22 protein-coding genes are annotated in these 19,310 nt (G+C 52.9%); 12 read left to right on the top strand and 10 right to left on the bottom strand.

The features are described from left to right. The first annotated feature begins 37 nt into the window (after positions 1-37). On the top strand, positions 38-724 hold the full coding sequence (gene rsmI / locus J0L72_00650; protein MBN8689277.1) for a 16S rRNA (cytidine(1402)-2'-O)-methyltransferase: 687 nt from the start codon (positions 38-40) through the stop codon (positions 722-724). A gap of 35 nt (positions 725-759) precedes the next feature. Next, on the top strand, positions 760-1,689 hold the full coding sequence (locus J0L72_00645; GenBank protein ID MBN8689276.1) for a polysaccharide export protein: 930 nt from the start codon (positions 760-762) through the stop codon (positions 1,687-1,689). Between the two features lie 67 nt (positions 1,690-1,756). Here the strand turns inward: J0L72_00645 and J0L72_00640 are convergent, their stop codons facing one another. Then, the gene (locus tag J0L72_00640; protein MBN8689275.1) at positions 1,757-2,170 is read right to left on the bottom strand and encodes an OsmC family protein; all 414 of its coding nucleotides are present in this window, start codon (positions 2,168-2,170) and stop codon (positions 1,757-1,759) included. Between the two features lie 70 nt (positions 2,171-2,240). Between J0L72_00640 and J0L72_00635 the strand changes: the two genes are divergently transcribed. From J0L72_00635 to J0L72_00605, 7 genes are all read left to right on the top strand, one after another. Continuing rightward, the gene (locus tag J0L72_00635; GenBank protein MBN8689274.1) at positions 2,241-2,873 is read left to right on the top strand and encodes a hypothetical protein; all 633 of its coding nucleotides are present in this window, start codon (positions 2,241-2,243) and stop codon (positions 2,871-2,873) included. Between the two features lie 64 nt (positions 2,874-2,937). Next, the gene (gene rlmN, locus J0L72_00630; GenBank protein ID MBN8689273.1) at positions 2,938-4,014 is read left to right on the top strand and encodes a 23S rRNA (adenine(2503)-C(2))-methyltransferase RlmN; all 1,077 of its coding nucleotides are present in this window, start codon (positions 2,938-2,940) and stop codon (positions 4,012-4,014) included. 68 nt (positions 4,015-4,082) lie between these two features. After that, a complete protein-coding gene (locus tag J0L72_00625) occupies positions 4,083-5,336 on the top strand; it encodes a hypothetical protein (protein ID MBN8689272.1) in 1,254 nt (417 codons plus the stop codon). Beyond that, a complete protein-coding gene (lptB, locus tag J0L72_00620) occupies positions 5,333-6,064 on the top strand; it encodes an LPS export ABC transporter ATP-binding protein (GenBank protein ID MBN8689271.1) in 732 nt (243 codons plus the stop codon). The genes J0L72_00625 and lptB overlap by 4 nt, the downstream gene beginning before the upstream one ends. A gap of 3 nt (positions 6,065-6,067) precedes the next feature. Continuing rightward, positions 6,068-7,180 carry an LptF/LptG family permease gene (locus J0L72_00615; GenBank protein ID MBN8689270.1) on the top strand — a complete coding sequence of 371 codons (1,113 nt, stop codon included), beginning with the start codon at positions 6,068-6,070 and terminating at the stop codon, positions 7,178-7,180. Positions 7,181-7,186: 6 nt separating this feature from the next. Next, positions 7,187-8,698, top strand: a complete 1,512-nt coding sequence (locus J0L72_00610; GenBank protein MBN8689269.1) for a DUF3084 domain-containing protein — start codon at positions 7,187-7,189, stop codon at positions 8,696-8,698. Then, positions 8,695-9,117, top strand: coding sequence for a pre-16S rRNA-processing nuclease YqgF (locus tag J0L72_00605; GenBank protein ID MBN8689268.1), 423 nt, complete (start codon positions 8,695-8,697; stop codon positions 9,115-9,117). Before J0L72_00610 ends, J0L72_00605 begins: the two co-directional genes overlap by 4 nt. On the opposite strand, the gene J0L72_00600 is transcribed toward J0L72_00605, so the two are convergent. Both J0L72_00600 and J0L72_00595 read right to left on the bottom strand, forming a co-directional pair. Continuing rightward, the gene (locus J0L72_00600) at positions 9,103-9,726 is read right to left on the bottom strand and encodes a 1-acyl-sn-glycerol-3-phosphate acyltransferase (GenBank protein MBN8689267.1); all 624 of its coding nucleotides are present in this window, start codon (positions 9,724-9,726) and stop codon (positions 9,103-9,105) included. The genes J0L72_00605 and J0L72_00600 overlap by 15 nt on opposite strands. Continuing rightward, a complete protein-coding gene (locus J0L72_00595) occupies positions 9,719-10,279 on the bottom strand; it encodes a phosphoribosylglycinamide formyltransferase (protein ID MBN8689266.1) in 561 nt (186 codons plus the stop codon). The genes J0L72_00600 and J0L72_00595 overlap by 8 nt, the downstream gene beginning before the upstream one ends. A 72-nt stretch (positions 10,280-10,351) precedes the next feature. Here J0L72_00595 and J0L72_00590 point away from each other — a divergent pair, with 72 nt between their 5' ends. Beyond that, complete coding sequence (locus J0L72_00590; GenBank protein ID MBN8689265.1) at positions 10,352-10,660, top strand: hypothetical protein; 309 nt, start codon at positions 10,352-10,354, stop codon at positions 10,658-10,660. A gap of 3 nt (positions 10,661-10,663) precedes the next feature. Here the strand turns inward: J0L72_00590 and J0L72_00585 are convergent, their stop codons facing one another. Further along, a complete protein-coding gene (locus J0L72_00585; GenBank protein MBN8689264.1) occupies positions 10,664-11,260 on the bottom strand; it encodes a TetR/AcrR family transcriptional regulator in 597 nt (198 codons plus the stop codon). Positions 11,261-11,312: 52 nt separating this feature from the next. Between J0L72_00585 and J0L72_00580 the strand changes: the two genes are divergently transcribed. Together J0L72_00580 and alr are read left to right on the top strand one after the other, a co-directional pair. Further along, positions 11,313-13,007, top strand: coding sequence for a M28 family peptidase (locus tag J0L72_00580; protein MBN8689263.1), 1,695 nt, complete (start codon positions 11,313-11,315; stop codon positions 13,005-13,007). A 2-nt stretch (positions 13,008-13,009) separates the two neighbouring features. Continuing rightward, positions 13,010-14,113 (top strand): alanine racemase, encoded by a 1,104-nt coding sequence (gene alr, locus J0L72_00575; GenBank protein ID MBN8689262.1) that lies wholly within the window; start codon positions 13,010-13,012, stop codon positions 14,111-14,113. Positions 14,114-14,167: 54 nt separating this feature from the next. Here the strand turns inward: alr and J0L72_00570 are convergent, their stop codons facing one another. From J0L72_00570 to J0L72_00545, 6 genes are read right to left on the bottom strand one after another with little or no spacing between them, the layout of a single operon-like run. Further along, positions 14,168-14,650: a hypothetical protein gene (locus J0L72_00570; GenBank protein MBN8689261.1), complete on the bottom strand. Its 483-nt coding sequence runs from the start codon at positions 14,648-14,650 to the stop codon at positions 14,168-14,170. Positions 14,651-14,654: 4 nt separating this feature from the next. Continuing rightward, positions 14,655-15,284: a cytochrome c oxidase subunit 3 gene (locus J0L72_00565; protein ID MBN8689260.1), complete on the bottom strand. Its 630-nt coding sequence runs from the start codon at positions 15,282-15,284 to the stop codon at positions 14,655-14,657. Between the two features lie 35 nt (positions 15,285-15,319). Continuing rightward, positions 15,320-17,029: a cbb3-type cytochrome c oxidase subunit I gene (locus J0L72_00560; GenBank protein ID MBN8689259.1), complete on the bottom strand. Its 1,710-nt coding sequence runs from the start codon at positions 17,027-17,029 to the stop codon at positions 15,320-15,322. After that, complete coding sequence (gene coxB, locus J0L72_00555) at positions 17,026-18,039, bottom strand: cytochrome c oxidase subunit II (protein MBN8689258.1); 1,014 nt, start codon at positions 18,037-18,039, stop codon at positions 17,026-17,028. The genes J0L72_00560 and coxB overlap by 4 nt, the downstream gene beginning before the upstream one ends. A gap of 3 nt (positions 18,040-18,042) precedes the next feature. Next, positions 18,043-18,906 carry an SCO family protein gene (locus tag J0L72_00550; protein MBN8689257.1) on the bottom strand — a complete coding sequence of 288 codons (864 nt, stop codon included), beginning with the start codon at positions 18,904-18,906 and terminating at the stop codon, positions 18,043-18,045. Beyond that, a complete protein-coding gene (locus J0L72_00545; protein ID MBN8689256.1) occupies positions 18,903-19,283 on the bottom strand; it encodes a hypothetical protein in 381 nt (126 codons plus the stop codon). Before J0L72_00545 ends, J0L72_00550 begins: the two co-directional genes overlap by 4 nt. Positions 19,284-19,310: the final 27 nt, after the last annotated feature.

The raw sequence follows: 19,310 nt of genomic DNA, 5'->3' as shown, positions 1-19,310 counted from the left end.
ATCTGCCCTCCGGGTACCTTACTCGGAGGGCTTCTTTATGCCAAAAATCATCGTCGTACCTACGCCATTGGGCAATCTGTCGGACTTTTCTGAGCGGACCAAACTCGCACTCATCGAAGCGGATGTCTGGTTTGTGGAAGACACCCGTGTTTCGATCAAACTGCAATCGATTTTGGGAGTCAGAAAGCCGATGAAGACTGTCAATGAGCACTCTCAGGACGATCAGCTGAGGTCGATCCTTCGCGATCTTGGTGACCAAACCGCGGCGATTCTTTCTGATGCAGGTACGCCGTGTATTTCTGACCCTGGAGCGAGATTGATCGATCTTGCCTACGAAGAAGAAATCGAAGTCGAAGGACTCCCTGGCCCATCAGCGGTTCCTCTGGCTTTGTCGCTGAGTGGATTCTATGCGCAGAGATACGCATTTCTGGGCTTTTTGGGGCGCAAGGCTGGCGCAATCCGGTCAGAACTCGAGCCATTCAAGGATTCGCCATACACGCTCGTATTCTTTGAGTCGCCCTTCAGGATTGACGCCTTGATCGAGGTCGCGGGCGAGGTTCTAGGGCCCCGTAGATATGCTGTATGCAGAGAACTTACAAAAATTCATGAACAAGTGGTGCGTGGAACTCTGCCAAATCGTCCGACATTGAAAGAGATGCCCCGCAAAGGTGAGATCACTTTTGTTATCGAAGGACGGCGCAAGAGCCGTGAAACAAAAGACTAGACGTGGTAATCTTTGCGAGCGCGGGTTTTTAGGCCATGCAGAGTTTGCGAGCATTTTGGATTTTTGGGTTGTTGACCCTTTTGGTGTCGTTTGCCTTTGGACAAACGGCTGAAACATATCGTTTGATGCCAGAAGACGTGATTCGTATTCAAGTTTACGATGAGCAGCAGATTTTGGCGGTCGTGCCGGTCGGCAAAGACGGCAACATCAGCGCACCGTTTTTGGGTGTGATTCGTGCTCAAGGTCTGACCACCGGCGAACTGGAAGCAGCGCTCAGCAAGGAATACGATCGAGTTCTGCGCATCAAGAACCCAAAGGTTTCGGTCACCATCGAGCGATACCGAGAAGTTCGAGCTTCGATCACCGGCATGGTGAACCGACCAGGAACCTATCCGATCCGCCCGACGGACGATATTTTGACCCTGCTGGCACTAGGCGGGAACGTGATCCTCGACCGAGCCGACCTGCGACGCGCTAAATTGCAACGTGCTGGCAGCAAGGAGAGCATTCCGCTCGATCTTTACGCGATGCTCACCTTCGGCGATCTCAGCCAAAACTATGTGCTTCAAGATGGCGACGTGATCACCATTCCAGAAGACAAGGTCAATGTGGTCAACGTCCTCGGCGCCGTTCAGCAACCTTTCAGCTTCCCATTCCGAGAAGGAATGACCCTCGTGGATGCTATCGCCCAAGCACGTGGCGAAGTCCAATACCGATCTTCATTCTCGAAGATTCTCATCTACCGAGAAAACAAGGGTAAGCCCGGCACTTACACGATCATCAAGGCAGACTTGACTCGATTCTTTAAGAAGGCTGACGCGAGCCAAAACATCAAGTTGCAGAAGGGCGATATTGTCTACGTGCCAGAAAGCAGCACACCAGATATCAACCGAATCTCGCAATGGTCGAGCAGCTTGGCCAACTTTATCTTCATCTTGGAGAGATTCGGAGTCCGAGTCCTCTAAGGCGAGAGCCACTTAGGCCACAACTCCCCTTGATCCAAATCGGGTCAAGGGGAGTTTTTTGTTTGGGTTATTCCACTGCCCAGGTGCTGACAATCTTAGCGTTCGCGCGGAGTGTCGCTAGAACAGAGCAATATTTCTCGTCGCTCAGCTGCACGGCTCGTTCGACGGCAACCGGGTCGATATTCTCCCCCGATACGATATGCCGCACTTCCATCGAGACATACGGTCGGGGATAGACCCCTTCCGGTCCACGAACACCGTCGATTTCGATGCGATAGCTCTTGACGACTTGTCGCTTCTTCTCCAAAATCGAAAGTACGTCCATCGCCGAGCAAGATGCGATGGATGCCAAGAGGCACTCCATCGGAGTTGGACCCTTTTGAACCTTCCCTTCTTCCGCGTACGCGTCCATCAACAAGGTCTGACCTGTTGGAGTTTCTGCCACGAATGTCAAGTCCGATTTCCAATTTACAATGACCATAGTTTCATTTTGGAACAGTTACCCGCAATATAGCTGTGACCAAAAATAGTACGGGAATGGAATTTCCTTGATGTGCCTTGCACAGCAAGCACACGAGGGAGAACAATTGGCTGCAGCAGCCGTAGGAACGGTGGCACATGCATGCCCGACTTCACTGATCACCATTCCGATCGCGGACTTTTTGGCGCATCGGGAAGTTTCGATTTCACACACGATCGCAGGGCAAGATCATGACCGACAGTATTGGCACAGTATGGTAGCCACAGCTGGCGTCTACGACCGATTTGAGCTCGGAGTCGGCACGGACTACGACCGTGTAAACACTTGGAGCGCCAAGCTGAATCTATGGGAGTCGCCAAGTTGGTCGAAGAACACTGCCTTTTCGGTTGGTGTTTACAATGTCTACGGCGACAAAGTGGACCTCTATGCCATGGGCCGGGTTGATTTGGATAACTTCCGCGTCCACGCGGGCTATCAGCGGCTGGACTACGTTAGCAGCCTCGTCGTGGGTGTCGATTTCGCACTCTGTGAAAATTACGACTTCCAAGCCGAACACATCACTGGCAAAGAGGGATATTCGTGGTTTGCGGTGAGCGGCCAAGTCGTGGATGGTCTTGCAATTCAAGTCGCTGTCGGTCGGCCAAACTATGCGTCGAACCGTATCCAACACTTTATCTGCTTCACTGGCGGATTCCGGTTCTAGTTCAAACTAGGCAAAATAGTTCGGATTCCAGGTTCGAACTGGTACACTGGCGTTCATCGAGAAGATGGACGCCAGACGATCTTTAATCGGCCTTTCCACGCCGCAACTCGTCGAAGTGGCCACTTCGATGGGCGAGTCGCGTTTTCGCGGCAAACAGCTCGCCACCCATCTCTACAAGCACAACGTCACCAGTTTTGCTGACATGCAGGACTTACCCGCTGCTTTTCGAAACAAGCTCGCAGAAGACTTCGTTGTCACTCCGCTTCACGTCGCTTCTCATCTTAAAGCAAGCGATGGAGTCGAGAAACTGCTCGTTCATAACGGCGACAACCAAGTTTTCGAGTGCGTCTTGCTCCCATACGAAGACCGCGTGAGCTGCTGTATCAGCACTCAGGTCGGCTGCCCAATGGGGTGTGTCTTCTGCGCGACAGGTCTCGGTGGATTTGACCGAAATTTGACCGTGGGAGAAATCGTCGGGCAATACCTGATGCTTCAAGGGCTCACGGAACGACGGATCAGCCACATCGTTTTCATGGGAATGGGCGAGCCGCTTCTGAATTTGGACGCAGTGATCCAATCCTTGCAGATTTTTCATGAAGACATCGGACTGAGCTATCGCCACCTGACCATTTCAACGGTGGGCCTGGTGCCACAGATCCAGCGTCTGGCCGAACTCAAATTACCGATTCATTTGGCGCTGAGCCTCCACTCCTCGCTCGACGAAGTTCGATCCAAATTGATGCCCGTTAATCAGAAATGGGGCGTAGAAGAGGTGATCAGGACGATGGCGAAGTATCAGCGCTCAACAGGGCGAAAAGTGACCTTTGAATATCTTCTGATTGAGGGGGTCAACGACACCAAAAAAGAAGCACAAGAACTCGCTCGATTGATCAAGGACATTCCAAACGTCGTCAACATCATCCCTTGGAACTGGGTGGATACTGGCCACGGATTCGCGCGTCCATCAAGGAGCAACGTGAGGAGTTTCAAGGCAGAACTAGAGCGGCATGGTGTCAATGTGACCGAGCGAATGGAGCGAGGTCATGATATTGCTGCGGCGTGCGGCCAACTGGCGGGCCAACATCAAGGAAGATTCGCAAAGCGAAAGGAGTCAACATCAGAGCTCAAAGTTATCTCCTAGCGCTGGCTTTGGTCGGGGCAATCGGAGGCTGTAGCTCATCCAAGAAAACTCCGAGTTCCGAGAAAATCGTGCCGGATGAAAGTCCAAAAGCCGACGACGTTAAGCAGCGCATTGGAACCGGGGGCGTCACGATCCAAGCGAAGTCTGCTGATCTCAAACCCGTATGGAACGTCGTTTCAGAAAAGAGCGTTTTGGATATCACCGAGTCTGGTTCAATCCGTGGCACGCTCAGCGATGTTAAGGGCAAGATTTATTCAAAGTCAGAGGTAGCCAGTCGTTTTACTGCAGACAATGCCTTTGCCGATCAAAAGAAACAATCTCTGGAGCTCAGCTCAAACGTCCAACTTATTGATTCGACCGGCCTCCAAAAGCTCACGGCAAAAGCGGTGACCTGGATCGCCGAAATCAAGATGGTCCAGGCGAAAGGGGACGTACGATTTTTTGGCCCCAATATCGAGACAGACCCGATGGAAGTAATCTGGTGTACACCTGATCTAAAAACCTTTGGGACGCCGACAACTTTCAAAGATAACCCAACGATGAAGAAGTGGATTGCGCCGTTTTTGACTGCCTCGTTGGCAGCGGTATCGCTGAGCCAAACCGATGGCAACAGCAATATGGTTTTGAAGTTTGCCACTTGGCAAGCGGATACTTCTGTTCAAAATCAGATTAGCTTTGTGATCACCGGTAAGCCTGCTTCTGGAGTTTGGAAGGGGCAGGGTTTGAGTACCACCGCACAAAAGATTCAAGGAACCGCGATCAAAGGTACGAAAGGTTATTACCTTTCGAAGGCGATTTTTAGCGGTGGGGTTCGAACAACGAAGACTTCAAAATCGGCTGACGGAAGCCGTACCACTGTGCTCACCAGCGGCGCTGCGGATTTCGTCGGCAATGAAACCAAAGGCACGCTCGGACTCAGCGATAACATCGCAGTGACATCTTCCCTCGCCGATGGCACCCAGTGGATGCAACTCACCGGATCGCGCGGGAGCTTCGTTATGGACATGTCTGCAGGCGCTACAAGCCAAATCCAATCTGGAGAGCTGTTTGGGCCGATCACCATGCGGCTGAAATCATCCCGAATTGTCAACGGGAAAAAGGAGCTCTCAGACATTTCCGGCTCGGCATCGCAAATCCAAATCGTTGAAGGCGGTCGGGAAATTCGACTCGTTGGCGGTGTGATCTTATCGGGAACGGGACCCGCGTTCGCCGGCAGCATGAAGGCCAATATGATCCGAATCACCACTGATGCGAAGGGCAAGATTCAATCGGTCTATGCAGAGGGCGAGCCTGGACAAGGAGAATTTAGAGAAACGCCGTGAAGATCTTCGCCGATCAATTGGTCAAGTCTTATAAGGGGCGAAAGGTTGTTCAGGGCGTCAGCTTTGAAGTCAATCAAGGGCAAGTCGTCGGGCTTTTGGGGCCGAATGGCGCCGGAAAAACCACCACGTTTTACATGATCATTGGCCTGGTCAAACCGGATTCCGGATTCGTTCGGTTCGATGATCTGGCCGTTACTTCTTGGCCCATGTACAAGCGAGCTCGCGCAGGAGTGGGCTATTTGCCGCAAGAAACGAGCGTGTTCCGCCGACTCACTGTGCGCGATAACATCCGGCTGGTGATGGAAATGGAAGGCGCAAAAAACGCCGAAATTCAGTCCAAAACCGACGAGCTCGCAGAAGAACTGCACATCACCGCGATCCTAGACCGAACTGCGGGAGTACTGTCTGGTGGCGAACGCCGCCGAGTAGAAATTGCCCGTGCACTCGCGACGAATCCAAAGTTCATTTTGCTGGATGAGCCTTTCACCGGCATCGATCCGGTCACCATCGAAGAGATTCAGGTGCTGGTCCGGAAGCTCAAAGATCGAAATATCGGCGTTTTGATCACCGACCACAACGTGATGGCCACCCTTGGAATCACCGACTACAATCACATCCTCATCGAAGGGAAAATCTGGGCCGAGGGCAAGGCGGATGACATCGTCAACAACGAGGGAGTTCGTCAGCGGTATCTCGGGCAACAGTTCCCTGGAGGCTCGGACACCTAAACGATGATGCGCAGGCTTGATCGCCTCATACTCATCGATATTGTCGGCCCTTGGATTTTTGGAGTCGCCATTTTCACGGTGCTCATTGCAGCAGGTTCGTTCCTGTTCCAGCTTTCGAATTATCTGGTCAAGGGGATTTCCGTTTTCACCGTGTTGGAGCTCATGGTTCTCTTGCTTCCGGGGATCATGGCGAAAACTTTTCCCATGGCGGTGCTTCTGGCGACGCTGCTCGGGTTCGGCCGATTGAGCGGGGACAGCGAAATCACAGCGATTCGGGCTGCTGGCGTTAGCCTCTACCGGGTGATGCTTCCGGTTGCATTGTTTGGCGTATTCACCGCAGGTCTTGCCTTGATCACTTCGGAGTTCGTGGTTCCGTTTGCTTCCGGTCGGGCGCTCATTCTACAGGAAGAGATCAAGAAGAAGATTGAGCTTTCAAGCGAAAAAACGACCAGCTATCCGATCAAAGAAGACGGCAAAGTAAAAGGGGTGATCGCGGCTCGTAACTTCAGCATCGCCGACAGAACTCTGCAAGGCGTTACGATCACCTCGTACGACGAAGGTGGAGAGCCACAGTTCTTTTTGGTCGCCGATGAGATGCGGTACGAGAACGATTCTGAATGGCGAATTGTTGGGAAAGCGGTCTTGCTCAGCGCGGATGCGACCATGCGCGTTGAACTCGAAGATGGCGCGTGGCCCGAAAAAATCCCCAAAATGGGATTCAAGCCGGTTGATCTTCAGGCCGAAAGCCAGAAGGACAGCGACTCGCGAACTCTCGCTGAATTGAGGAGCCAAATCGATGAGCAAAAGAGGTCTGGCAAGGCGTCTAAAGGGCAAATCGTAAACCTCGAATATCAATATTGGAACAAGATATCCTTCCCGCTCGCGGCACTCGTCTATGCTATCGTGGGCGCGCCGTTGGGGATTCGAAACCACCGGACAGGAGCTGCATCCGGCTTTTGGATGGCAGTGATTATTATTTTCTGCTACATGCTCGTGTCGAATATCTTGGCGATTACCGCCCAAGGTGGAGCGATTCCGGCGTACGTTGCGAGCTTTACGCCTGTGCTACTCGGTCTCATTGCAGGAGGAGTGACGATTCACCTCAAGAATCGCTGATTCGCTATGCAGTCCGGTACGCTCACTTTGATTATCTCGTTGCTCGTAATGGGCGGCGTTATTGCGTATTTTGCGGACTTGCTTGGCCGAATCTTGGGCAAAAAGCGGTTGACGCTGGGAAGAATGCGCCCGAAGCATACGGCTGCACTTTTTACTACAAGCGCGGGTGCAATCATTCCGATCGTCACGCTGGGGCTCCTCTCTATCGCGAGCCAAGATGTGCGAGTGATGCTTACCGAGAGCGAGCGTGTTCGCGCTGAACTCAGCCAGTCCGAGGGCGAACTACGAAAAAAGCAGGCCGAGATTTCGATCCAAAGCAAAAAGCTCGAAGACCAAACGAAAGATTTGCTAGAACTCCAGTCGTCGAGGACGCAGCTCACCAATGAGCGGAATCAGATCACCAAAGCTCTGGCGAGAACCAAGAAAGATCTTTCGATGACCACAAGCCAGGCTCGGGTTTTGCGGCTTAAGGCAACGATGCTGCTGAAGAACGTCAATTCCTTGCGTAATGAAGTGGGCAATCGCACCTCCGAGGTTCGCGAACTCACCAAGGAATATGAAGCGATCAAACAAAGCGGGATGAAAGCCAGCGAGCAACTCCGCGAGATGACCGCGCTTCAGACGCGACTCGATCTGGCAGTACGAAGCTTGGAGACTTCAAACGAAAAGCTGGAAGGGCAGAAACAGCGACTAGAGTCCGAGCTCAAAACGGCGCAAGAGCAGTATGAGAACGCGGACGAAGAGTTCCGCAAGCAGATTGACCAAGCAGCGAAGCAGCTTGAGCAAATAAAAGAGGAGCAGGAAAAAACACGCCAAGAGATTGCCCAACTTCAGTCGCTGAGTCAAGGATTGTTCAACTCCGCCGGCGCGGCACGCACGAAGCCGATGGTCTATTCTCGTGGCGCGGAACTCGCGCGAATCACCCTGACCGACAACGCGAGCACGGCAGAAGCGGAGAACGCACTCAACGCGTTGATACGAAACGCAAGATTGGCCGCCGAGCGCAAAGGTGCCAAGCCAGACGCGGGCAATGATATCGTCGCGCTCTTCGGTCCGGCAGGGCGGAATGGTGAGCCGACATCCGGCACTGCGGCCCACGATGCCATCGTCAAGTTAATGACAGCGAAGAACGAGCAAATTGTTGTGCTGCTCGAATGCGTGCTGAATTCGTTTGCAGACGAGCCGGTCCCTGCACAGGCGATCATCCTTCCGAACAGCGTGGTCTATCGACAAGGAGAGGTCATCGCAGAGACGAGGATTGACGGTTCCCTCCCAGAGAGTTTGATCCTGGAGAACCTGAATACGTTCCTATCGACGACCGTATCGGCGAAGGCGATCAAAGACAAGATGATCCCTGTCAATGGCTCGGATGCGCCGCTTGGTACCATCGAAGATGAGGACGTCATTTCGATTGTCCGCGAAATTCGGCAATACGGTCGCCCGGTACGAGTTCAGGCGCTCGCCGACATCGAAGTACGCCGCGCCGATCGACTGAAGATTCGCTTCCGACTGAGATGAGCTATCTAGAGAAGACCGTTCTGGCGATTGATCCCGGCTCAAGTAAAGTCGGGATGGCGCTCGTTAGGCGGACTGCAGAGGAAGAGATTCAGCTCCTTTGGCGCAAGGTCTGCCCAGTCGATGATCTGGAAGTCCGGCTGGATGAAGTCAGGGAAATTGCGAACTTTGCACTCGTGATTGTCGGTAGCGGCACCAAATCCAAAGCGATTGTCGAACGAATCAGTCGTCATGCTCCCGGACTTGGCGTTCTGGTCGTAGACGAAAAGAACACGACTCTCGCCGCCCGCGAGCGCTATTGGGAGTACAACAAGCGACGGGGATGGCGAAGGATTCTGCCGAGCAGTATGCAAGAACCACCAGAGCCCGTGGATGACTTCGTGGCGCTGATCCTTGCCGAACGAGTGCTAATCACTGAGTAACGTTCGGAGCGAAGCTTCGATCGCGGGCAAGACTTCCGACTTTGGGATCGAGGCTTGCAGAATCTGCCCCACATTCACTCGCACCTTGCGCCGCGAGATCCTCGGCGTCGTGGAGCCGTATGGCACGATTCCGTCGGTATTAATCAGTCCGACCGGCAAGATCGGAACTTTTGTCTTCTCAGAAATCAGAATCACTCCCGGTTGAAGCGGCATCAATTCGCCATCGGCAGAAAGCGCACCCTCCGGGAAAACGCACACCACTTCTCCCATCTTCAAGTGTTCGATGGCGATCCTAAGTGCTTCTCGGTCTGGGGTGCCTCGTTTTACTGGGAATGTTCCAAACCACCGGATAATCGGCTCCAATCTCTTCATCTGGAAGAGCTCTTCGGCGGCCATAAAGAAGATTGGGCGATCAAATGCGCATTGCAAGGCAACTGGATCTGCATCCGAAATGTGATTGGCTACCAAAAGGACCCCACCCGATCGCGGCATTTGCATCGCACCGATTGTCCGTTGGCGACCAAATATCCACATCAATGCTCGTCCAATTGCAAGAATGACTTTCCACAGGATCGGATGGCTGTACGCGGGATGGTGGAGCCTATCCACTTCTTAGCGCCAACTCCAGAGCGGCGGGATAGGTCGCGTGTTCAAGCGTAAGCACGCGTTCTGCCAGAGTCTGCGGCGTATCGCTCGGCAACACCGGACAGAACGCCTGCATGATGCGCTGGCCATGGTCATATTCGGCATCAACATAGTGAACCGTGCAGCCAGATTCCTTCTCGCCCGCATGAATGACCGCTTCATGCACCCTCATTCCGTACATCCCTTTTCCGCCGAATTTGGGAAGGAGTGCCGGATGGATGTTTAAGATGCGATTTGGAAATGCTTCCAATACTTCGTTGGGGATCAAAGATAGAAACCCAGCCAAACAAAGAAAATCGCAATTCGAAACTTGTTGGAGTAATTGATCAGTGTTCGTAAACGAACCACTTGGTACGCCAAGTTCCTCTGCTCTGAGCAATGCCGGCGCGGTTGCAGATGGGCTTACGACGGTGACGATTTCTGCAGAAACAAGTCCGGCCATAGATGCAGTGATGAGTGCAGTCATATTGCTCCCACGGCCTGATTTGCCCACCAATATTCCCACGCGCGCGCTCATTGCAATGTTTTACCTCTAGAAAAAATCTGTCCAGAATTTGCGATTTGGCACGGCTTTTGCCATAGGTTAGACATGCAATCGTTCTCAATCCTCGCCGCAGCAGTGATCTCCATCTCCTATTCGACTTCAGACACGACCTATCGCGTTACCGAAATCAAGCGCGAAAAGCAATACGCAGGAAAGCTCGGTTACCGAGTTCGAGAGTCCATTACCGTCGAATCGGGTGGCCAGATTTATCGAATCCGAATCGATGGCGACGCCCACACCTTGCACACTCGACCTTCGCAGATGGTCAAAATTGGCGACAAGGTGATGTTCTTCGGTCGATCGAATCCAAAGGACGGAATCGTCCGCCGCGAAGACATCCGCCGAGTCAACTAAGCTTCAATTAAAAAGCGAAGCGAAAACTTGATCAACCGCAGCGGTTGGATCGTCGATCCCACCGATTTGCGAACGGTAGCAAAGTCCCATCAAGAAAGCCGATAGCGTGTCCGCGTGAGCGAACACGCTATCGCTCTTTATCGCCCTTTCTTCTTTTGCGGCAGTCAGGTCGCGCTCAAGCTTTTCCGCTTGATCCTTCACCATGGCGTTGAGTTGCTTCTTGATTTCATCGAACTCCGCCGCAGCGACGAACATCGAAGACATCACCCGGAAGAACCGGCTCGTTGGCTTGGCATACGCTTCGTAAAGAGCGATATGGGTTTCGAGTCTCTGCCGGCCTGTCTGCTGACCAGCTTGGAGCCGTTCGAGGTCTCCCACAAACCGAGAGTGGGCATAGCTCGCCAAGGCGATCAGGAGGTCTTTCCGTGTGCTGAAATAGTAGTGCACCGCGGCGTGATTCACTCCCAGTGCCTTTCCAATCGTTCTTGCATGCAAGTTTTCGATGCCGTTATTGCCAGCAATTTCGTAGGCTTGATGTAATATCTGTTCGCGTCGTTGCAGCTTTTCCACCAAATGGTTAGACGCGTCTAGATCGTGCATTGATTCGAATTTTGGGCACCATTCCAGCCGGAATATCCCGTAAACTTACGTGATGATTCGAGCTCTGGTTCTCGCAGTCGCTGCCCTGTCCGCCCCATCATTCCAAACTGATCCCGAGATTTCGGCCCGTCACGTCAAATTTCTCTCGGACCCGAAGATGGAAGGGCGGATGACTTTGTCGCCGCAGATGTTCGAAGCCGCCAATTACATTGCGGATCACTTCAAGAAATACGGATTGACGCCGCTTGAGAAGGGCTCGTTCTTTCACGACTATCCAGTGACAATCAACGTCAAACCGAGCAACCGAAACATTGCCACGTTTATCAATGGCAGAGTGTCTCATTCGCTCGCGCTAGGCAAGGAATTCGTCCCAGTGGTGGGCACGACCTCACAAATTCTGTTCACCGGCCCTGTCGCGTACATCGGCGAGATGACATCCGGAATTCGGAAGGAAGAGGTCGAAGGGCGATGGGTTGCCCTAAACCGAGTTGCGACAGCTTCCAAACCGGAAACGAGACTCGCCGCACGATGTTTAATGCTCAGCCAGTTGGGCGTCAAGGGAGTCATTTTGGTGGGAGGTCCCTCGGATGGACGGAGTGAACTTCCTAGATTTGCACGCTCGAATGGGATTCCGTCGAAACTAAATTTCTCAGCGGTGGCGATGACCAAGGAAGCTTTCGAAGCCCACACACCGTTCAAATATGGCACTCCCGATTCTGTTCAACAATCCGATGTGAAGTTCCGCGCGATCACCGATCTGGTCCCGAACGCCGGAATGGGCCGCAATGTCATCGGTATGTTGCCTGGCACTGATCCAAAGCTTAAGAGCGAGTTCATCATCATTGGCGGTCATTTCGACCACCTAGGGTACGGTGAAGTCGGTTCCCGTACCGGCACCGATTTCATTCACTATGGCGCCGACGACAATGCCAGTGGAACTTCGGGCGTATTGGCACTCGCCGAGTACTTTGGCAGAACCAAGTCGAACCGCCGTACCCTGATTTTCCAAGCATACAGCGGTGAGGAAGAAGGTCTTTTTGGCTCGCGAGCATGGGCGCGGGACCATGCAGAGTTGCTGAAGTCAACTCAAGCGATGATCAACATGGACATGATTGGTCGGCTTCGTGATGGCGCACTCACCGTGTATTGCGTCAATTCGGCGAAAGAGTTTTCCTCCATTCTGGATGGCGCGGCAATCGATGGCGTGCGATACAACAAGGTGATGAGCAGTCCCGGAAACAGCGACCATGCCAGCTTTATCGCCGCAGGAGTCCCTTCGTTGTTCTTCTTCACAGACATGCACAACGAGTACCACACCGAAAATGACAAGTTCGATACTTTGAATCTCGATGGATTGGCTCGCGTCATTGAGGTCGTGAGTCGCACCATAAAGTCGATTGACAAAATCGACAGCCGGCTAGTCTTCGCCGCCGGGCCACAACCACCGCAAGGCAGCGGGAACGGAAGTTCGAGTCGCCGAGTCCGGGTTGGATTCATTCCAAACATGGGTAGCGAGGATCCCAGAGGACTGGTTCTCAATGGGGCCACTCCAGGCTCTCCCGCCGAGTCAGCCGGAATTCGCTCAGGCGATATTCTGGTGAAGTTTGGGACGGTCGATATAAAGAGCGTCGAAGATTTGCAAGAGGCGTTGAGCAAGGCTGAAGCCGGTAAGTCGGTCGTCGCCGTCATCATTCGTGATGGAAAGACGCTCGAAGTGACGATCACACCAACTGCGCCACAATCATAACTGTGGAAGCATATCCTCGAACCTGGATCGATATCGATTTAAGTGCGATCGGCATCAATCTCGCGGCCGTACGGGCAAGGATTGGTCCTGAAAAGCTGCTTTCGATGGTGGTGAAGGCGGATGGATACGGCCACGGCATTGTGCCGATTTCTCGCTACGCGGAGACTCACGGCGCCGATTGGCTTTGCGTGGCCACAGCGCCGGAAGCGATTGCGATTCGAGAAGCGGGCGTCCAATGCCCAATCTTGATCCTCTCGCCGATTTTGCCCGTTGAATCCGACCAGGCCGTCCATTACGATTTGCGGGTGAGTATCGAGTCTCTGGAGGCCGCAAAGTCGCTTTCTGAAGCCGGAAAAAGACTCGGAAAGACGGCATTCGCCCACCTGGAAGTAGACACTGGGATTGCGCGCTTTGGATGCCGTCCAGAAGACACCGTTGAACTCGTGCGACAGATTTCCCAACTGCCTAATTTGAAACTTGAGGGCTTGTCGCACCATTACGTCGACAGTTCGACTGACGCCGCCAAGACCATTCGGCAAGCCGACAGATTTGGGGATATCGTTCGCGAGCTAGATAGTTTGTCGCTCCTTCCAGACATCGTTCATAGCAGTAACAGCGCCGGCACGATGAAGTACCCAGAGCATTCTCACCAAATGGTTAGAGTCGGGATTGTTGCCTATGGGATCGATCTGTACAGCCTCTGTGGTGGCGACCACCAACGAGCGTTGACTTGGTATGCGCGGGTGATCGCCCTCCGAGATGTTAAAGCCGGAGAAACAGTGGGATACAGCAGCACCTATGTATGTCCTGCTGATTGCAAGATCGCGACGCTTGGGGTCGGATACGGCGACGGCTATCCTCGGTCGCTCAGTAGCAAAGGATTTGTCCGAGTCAAGGAAGTTAAATGCCCTGTCGTCGGGTTGGTATGCATGGACCAGATGATGGTGGACGTGACGAGTGTCCCCGACATTGCAGTGGGTGATACTGCCGTCATCGTGGGGGACGGGGTAAGAATCGAGGACCTTTCACCCCTTGCAGAGACCAACCTCCACGAGATTCCGACTCGAATCGGGATGCGGGTGCCTAAGCGATATTTGAACGGCTAAACAAGATTGGCTGACCCAAATTTTGGGCCAGCCAATTTCGAATCGAGCCGTCGATTAATGGCCAGATTCGTGACTTGATTCGGTGTGAGGTTGGTTGAGAATCTCCTCTCGCGAAGGGATGCTCTGTTCGTACGGCAAGTCAGCACGCGGCATCGCCAGTGGCGATTCCTTCGACCAACCCTTGACGGCTTCCCAGTGCCGGGTTCCGTAGTCGGTGAACATAATGAACATCAACGTGAACCAAACAAAACCGAGGATCGCATAGGTCTTGATCGCATTGGATGCGAACTTCACTCCCATGAAGATCTGGATAACTAAATATGCCTTAAAAACAGCGATTCCCATGGCAACGATGTTGTTCAGGTACGAGAAGCCCGCCCTGTTGAGACCTAATGCGCCTTCTGGGTGCGCAAGAGCGAACTGTGCCCACCAAATGGTCCCCACCATTAATGCTGTCAAGGAAATGAATACCCTAAACAGATGTCCGATTGGGGTGATGTGATGCGAATGCGCGTGTTCGTGAGTATCAGTAGCCATAGAATTACCTTGGGATGAGATAGAACAGTGGGAACAAGAAGATCCACACGAGGTCGACGAAGTGCCAATACAGACCCACCAGTTCGGTTGGCACGTAGTCCGTGATCGCTTTATGGTCACGCGCTACCATGATGGTGAGCGTCCCGATAACCAAAATCCCGATGAGGACGTGGATTCCGTGCAATCCAGTCATAGCAAAGTACAAGCTGAAGAACAGCTGAGCGATGTGCGCTGGCACACCTGATTCATGCCATTGGAAGCTTGGTCCAGGAAGGTGGTGGTGCTGAATCTTGTCGCTGTACTCCTTGTACTTGATGACCATGAAGATAAAGGCGCATCCGATAGTTGTTAGCAAGCAGAGAATTTGTTTTGTCTTCTGCTTCGTTTGCGCATAGTGCACCGCGAGAGCCATCGCGAACGAGCTGAACAGCAAGTTCATGGTGTTGATGCCACCAAGCTTCCAGTCGAGCTGCTCGTGAACGATGAAGAAGTAAGGTTGGTACTTCCATCGGTACAGAATGTACGCCATGAACAGCACACCGAAGAACATGACTTCGGTCACCAAGAACGCCCACATTCCCAAGACGTAGGTCTCTTGTTGTTGACCTATTTCTTCGTATTGCTCATAAACCACATCGTGGTTCTTTTCGTGCATGATTCCGCTAGCCATTAGATGAATTTCACCTTATCGTCCTTTGTGACCATCTGTGGTGCCAAGCCCTTCAATCGAAGCTCTTCTTCCTCAGCGTTGTAATCGTAGACATCGCCCACAACCACAGGGATTCCGTGGAAGTTGTGCTTGTCTGGAGGCGATGTGCAAGCTTCCCATTCAAGTCCTTTAGCGCCCCACGGATTGGCCGGTGCCTTTGGTCCGCTGATGAGCGACTTCGTGAGGTAGAAGGCCGGCATGATCAGACCGAACGCCAGAACGGATGAACCGAGAGTACTCATGACGTGATAGATCTGGAACTCCGGCGCAAAGTAGTAGAAGTGGTATCGGCGCGGCATTCCCATATAGCCCACAACGAATTGTGGCAAGAAGGTCACGTTAAATCCGATAAAGACAACGACGGCGTTCCATTTGGCGATCGCCTCTGGATACATTCGCCCAAACATCTTTGGCCACCAGAAGTGAAGTGCAGCCAAGAACGCCAACAAGGTTCCGCCGACCATGACGTAGTGGAAGTGCGCCACCACGAAGTAAGTTGCGGTCAAGTGAACGTCTGTTCCGACGCAGGCCAAGTAGAGACCGGTGAGTCCACCGAGGGTGAACAAACCGATGAATCCGAGTGCATAGACCATCGGCGAGGCAAGCCACACCGATCCTTTGTACATTGTGAGCGTCCAGTTGAACACCTTAATAGCGGACGGGATCGCCACCAAGAAGCTGAGCAAGGAGAACACGATGCCTTGATACATCGACTGAGAAGCGATGAACATGTGGTGTCCCCACACAACGAAACCGAGTGCAGCAATACCCATTGATGACATGGCCACCATCTGATAGCCGAATACCTTGTTTCGGCTAAAGCAGCTCATGACTTCGCTGATCACACCCATCGCTGGGAGAATCATGATGTACACCGCAGGGTGCGAGTAGAACCAGAACATGTGCTGGAAGAGCACCGGGTCGCCACCCAATTCTGGGCTGAAAATTCCGATGTGAAGCACTCGCTCGACTACGACTAGCAGCAGTGTGATAGCCACAACCGGCGTTCCCAAGAGGATGATGACGGAAGTGGAATAGTGGGACCAGACATAGAGCGGCATTCGCCACCAAGTCATGCCGGGCGCACGCATCTTGTGGATGGTCGCAATGAAGTTCACCCCGGTAAAGATGGAGCTAAAACCGATAATAAACGCGCCTACCAACGTCAAGGTGACATTGCCATTCGAATACATCGAAGACATCGGTGTATAGAACGTCCAGCCAGTATCGACGCCACCCGAAAGAAGCGCGATGGTCGCCATGATGCCGCCGATCCAGAACGCGTACAAGCTCGCAAGGTTCAACCTCGGGAAGGCTAGGTCACGCGCGCCGATCATCAGCGGAATCAAGAAGTTGCCAAAGACACCAGGAATCGCAACGATAAGGAACAAGAAGATCATCACGACGCCGTGCGCGGTGAATGTCTTATTGTAGGTTTCGGAGCTCATCAGAGTCCCGCGAGGGGACGTGAGCTCCAGTCGGATCATCATCGCAGCGATCGAACCTACCAAGAAGAAGATCGAAACGCTGATGAGGTACATCACCGCGATTCGCTTGTGGTCCTTAGTAAGCAGCCACGAAGCGAGCGTATGCCCCGCGTTCAGGTAGTTCTTTTCAGCATGGCCTTCTGTATCAGAGAAGACTTGCGGTTTCGTTGCTTCTTGTATCATCGGTTTCCTCCGGCGTTGCCAGCCGGAATGGCAGTGTTGATGACGGCGGGGTTCACGCTTTGGGCAGCCTCAGAGGTGGCAGTGCCCTTGGTGCGTAGGTATTCCCCGATCGCCAAAATCTGTTCTTCGCTAAATGTGTAAGGTTGCATGGTCACGTTGTATCCCTTGACCACGTTCAAGCCTGGATTTAGCAATGATTGTCGAATGTACTCTTGATCCGCGATCATCGAAGTACCATCGTTGAAGGTCCGCTTTCGCCCGAACAAGCCGTTAAGCGAAGGAGCGCGCATATCGTCGACATCCTTGTGGCAATTTGAACAAGAGAAGTCTTTGTACAACTGCTCACCGGCGGCGACCATCGTTTCTGGCACTGGCTTGTAGCGGTTTCCGCCACTGGCCAACCATCGTTGCCAGTCAGGTCGCTCCATCGCATAAACGTATCCACCCATTTCTGAGTGCTGTGTACCGCAGTGCATGCTGCAGAACAGGTTGTACTTTCCTGCCTTTGTTGCGGTGAACCAGAGCATCGTGTACCGACCAGGAACAACGTGGTATTGAACCCGGAATTGCGGGATGTAGAAAGCGTGGATGACGTCTTGGCTGATCATGGTGAGCTTGACCGGTTGCCCAACAGGAACGTGCAGTTCGTTATTCTCGCGGATACCGTTTGCGTGCTGGATGTGCCACATCCATCGCTTACCAACCACAAAGATCTCCATTGCATTAGCAGGTGGTTGGCGCATTTCGATAAATATCTTGCTGCCCCAGGTGAAGATCCCCATACCCAAGACCAACGAGATCAGCGACCATACCAGCTCGATCATGGTGTTGTGATGCACTGGATTCGAGCGGTCAGCGTCCTTGCCTCTTTTGTACTTAGAGATCAGCCAGATGCAGAGCACCATCACCATCAAGGTGAAGATTGCGGTTAGGGCCGAAATCGTAAAGAAGAGGGCATCGTAATCCATTGCGAAGTTGGATGCCTGTTCGGGTCGATAAGGGAAGTTCATAGGTTAGTTTTGCTCCTTATCCATGGAGCGCAGTGCCTCTTCCCTGGTCAGAGGATGTCGGCGACTGTGGATTGACATGACGGCTATCGAGGTACCCAGCACCATGACGGTGAGGATGCCTCCAGCTAACAATAAGTTGTAAACCAGCGGCTTGTATTTGCCCGTGACGGGGTCATACATGAAGCAGCCGAAAAGCACGGGTTGAGCGGCCATCGCCACCTCGTTTCTGTCTGCACGATCAAGCGCTTTCAGGAGCATCACACCAGGGTATTCGGTTCCGTAGAAATACTCGTTGATGGTGCCGTTCTTGTTCAGCATCATCACGCCGGCAGCGTGGTTGATTCGGTCGATTTCGGGTTCGTAGGTATAGCGGAATCCGATGGCTGTGGTCAGCGCTGTGATCGAATCCTGATCACCGGTCAAGAACGAGATAGAGTTCGATTCGACGGACTTATCGCCAAAGCGATACGCCTTAACGAACTCCGTCCATCTGATCTTAGCGTCGTTTGGACCTTCTTTCGGATTGATCGAAAAGGCGACGATATTGAATCTCTTCCAAGCCGGATCGTTCTTGAGGGCATTGATCCCTTGGACCACCCCGTCCAAAACGATGAGGCAAGACCCGGTACAGCGGAAGAACACCGGCACGAGCAGAGTCGGCTTTTCAGGGTTGATGAACTCTCGAAGTTCACCACTTTTCCCGTTTTGATCCGCCCACTTCGTTTCCATCGGGACGTTCGCCCCTAGCTTTTGATCGATTCCGATCGAGGTCTCATCAAAGCCGCGCTTCTTGGGCAACGAAGGTTGCGCCAAGGCAGAATTCGCCAGCACCAGGGTGCCAAGGAAAATCGCGGCTAGAAACTTCATGGAGTTGTCTGTCCTCCGTTGATGCCTTTCTTGGCAACGATTTCCATTGCCCGGTCAACAGGAATTTGGATCGAGCCCTTCACCGTTTTGGAATCACCGTAGGTGTGCGTCATTTCCTGTTCGGCCTTACGCAAATCGGTCATGTCCTTTGTTGCCGTGACGTTGTTTTGCAACGGAGCAGCCTTGGGCAGGTTCTTCGGCGCGGTGACAGGGATGGTCGCAAACTTTTGATCGGTCTTCACGAGCACGTTGAAGATGAACATCATCAGCAGGTAGGCGCCAACAATGCCAACGATCATGGTGAACCAGAAGAATCCATTGATCCACCGACCGACCGAGCCGAAGTTGGCATCGCGGAGCTCGTAACGAGCTTTCACTGATTGATCTAGTTTCTCGTGATCTAC

This window comes from Armatimonadota bacterium, assembly GCA_017303935.1.
In the GTDB taxonomy this organism is placed as follows: Bacteria; Armatimonadota; Fimbriimonadia; order Fimbriimonadales; family Fimbriimonadaceae; genus JAFLBD01.
The sequence above is the reverse complement of the archived record's forward strand: the minus strand, read 5'-3'. Positions and strand labels throughout refer to the sequence as shown.

What these genes read in the sequence shown, in the direction of transcription:
- rsmI (MBN8689277.1), top strand. Translation starts at nt 38, where the DNA reads ATGCCAAAAATCATCGTCGTACCTACGCCATTGGGCAATCTGTCGGAC.
- J0L72_00645 (MBN8689276.1), top strand. Translation starts at nt 760, where the DNA reads ATGCAGAGTTTGCGAGCATTTTGGATTTTTGGGTTGTTGACCCTTTTG.
- J0L72_00640 (MBN8689275.1), bottom strand. Translation starts at nt 2,170, where the DNA reads ATGGTCATTGTAAATTGGAAATCGGACTTGACATTCGTGGCAGAAACT.
- J0L72_00635 (MBN8689274.1), top strand. Translation starts at nt 2,241, where the DNA reads ATGTGCCTTGCACAGCAAGCACACGAGGGAGAACAATTGGCTGCAGCA.
- rlmN (MBN8689273.1), top strand. Translation starts at nt 2,938, where the DNA reads ATGGACGCCAGACGATCTTTAATCGGCCTTTCCACGCCGCAACTCGTC.
- J0L72_00615 (MBN8689270.1), top strand. Translation starts at nt 6,068, where the DNA reads ATGATGCGCAGGCTTGATCGCCTCATACTCATCGATATTGTCGGCCCT.
- J0L72_00610 (MBN8689269.1), top strand. Translation starts at nt 7,187, where the DNA reads ATGCAGTCCGGTACGCTCACTTTGATTATCTCGTTGCTCGTAATGGGC.
- J0L72_00605 (MBN8689268.1), top strand. Translation starts at nt 8,695, where the DNA reads ATGAGCTATCTAGAGAAGACCGTTCTGGCGATTGATCCCGGCTCAAGT.
- J0L72_00595 (MBN8689266.1), bottom strand. Translation starts at nt 10,279, where the DNA reads ATGAGCGCGCGCGTGGGAATATTGGTGGGCAAATCAGGCCGTGGGAGC.
- J0L72_00590 (MBN8689265.1), top strand. Translation starts at nt 10,352, where the DNA reads ATGCAATCGTTCTCAATCCTCGCCGCAGCAGTGATCTCCATCTCCTAT.
- J0L72_00585 (MBN8689264.1), bottom strand. Translation starts at nt 11,260, where the DNA reads ATGCACGATCTAGACGCGTCTAACCATTTGGTGGAAAAGCTGCAACGA.
- J0L72_00580 (MBN8689263.1), top strand. Translation starts at nt 11,313, where the DNA reads ATGATTCGAGCTCTGGTTCTCGCAGTCGCTGCCCTGTCCGCCCCATCA.
- J0L72_00570 (MBN8689261.1), bottom strand. Translation starts at nt 14,650, where the DNA reads ATGGCTACTGATACTCACGAACACGCGCATTCGCATCACATCACCCCA.
- J0L72_00560 (MBN8689259.1), bottom strand. Translation starts at nt 17,029, where the DNA reads ATGATACAAGAAGCAACGAAACCGCAAGTCTTCTCTGATACAGAAGGC.
- coxB (MBN8689258.1), bottom strand. Translation starts at nt 18,039, where the DNA reads ATGAACTTCCCTTATCGACCCGAACAGGCATCCAACTTCGCAATGGAT.
- J0L72_00550 (MBN8689257.1), bottom strand. Translation starts at nt 18,906, where the DNA reads ATGAAGTTTCTAGCCGCGATTTTCCTTGGCACCCTGGTGCTGGCGAAT.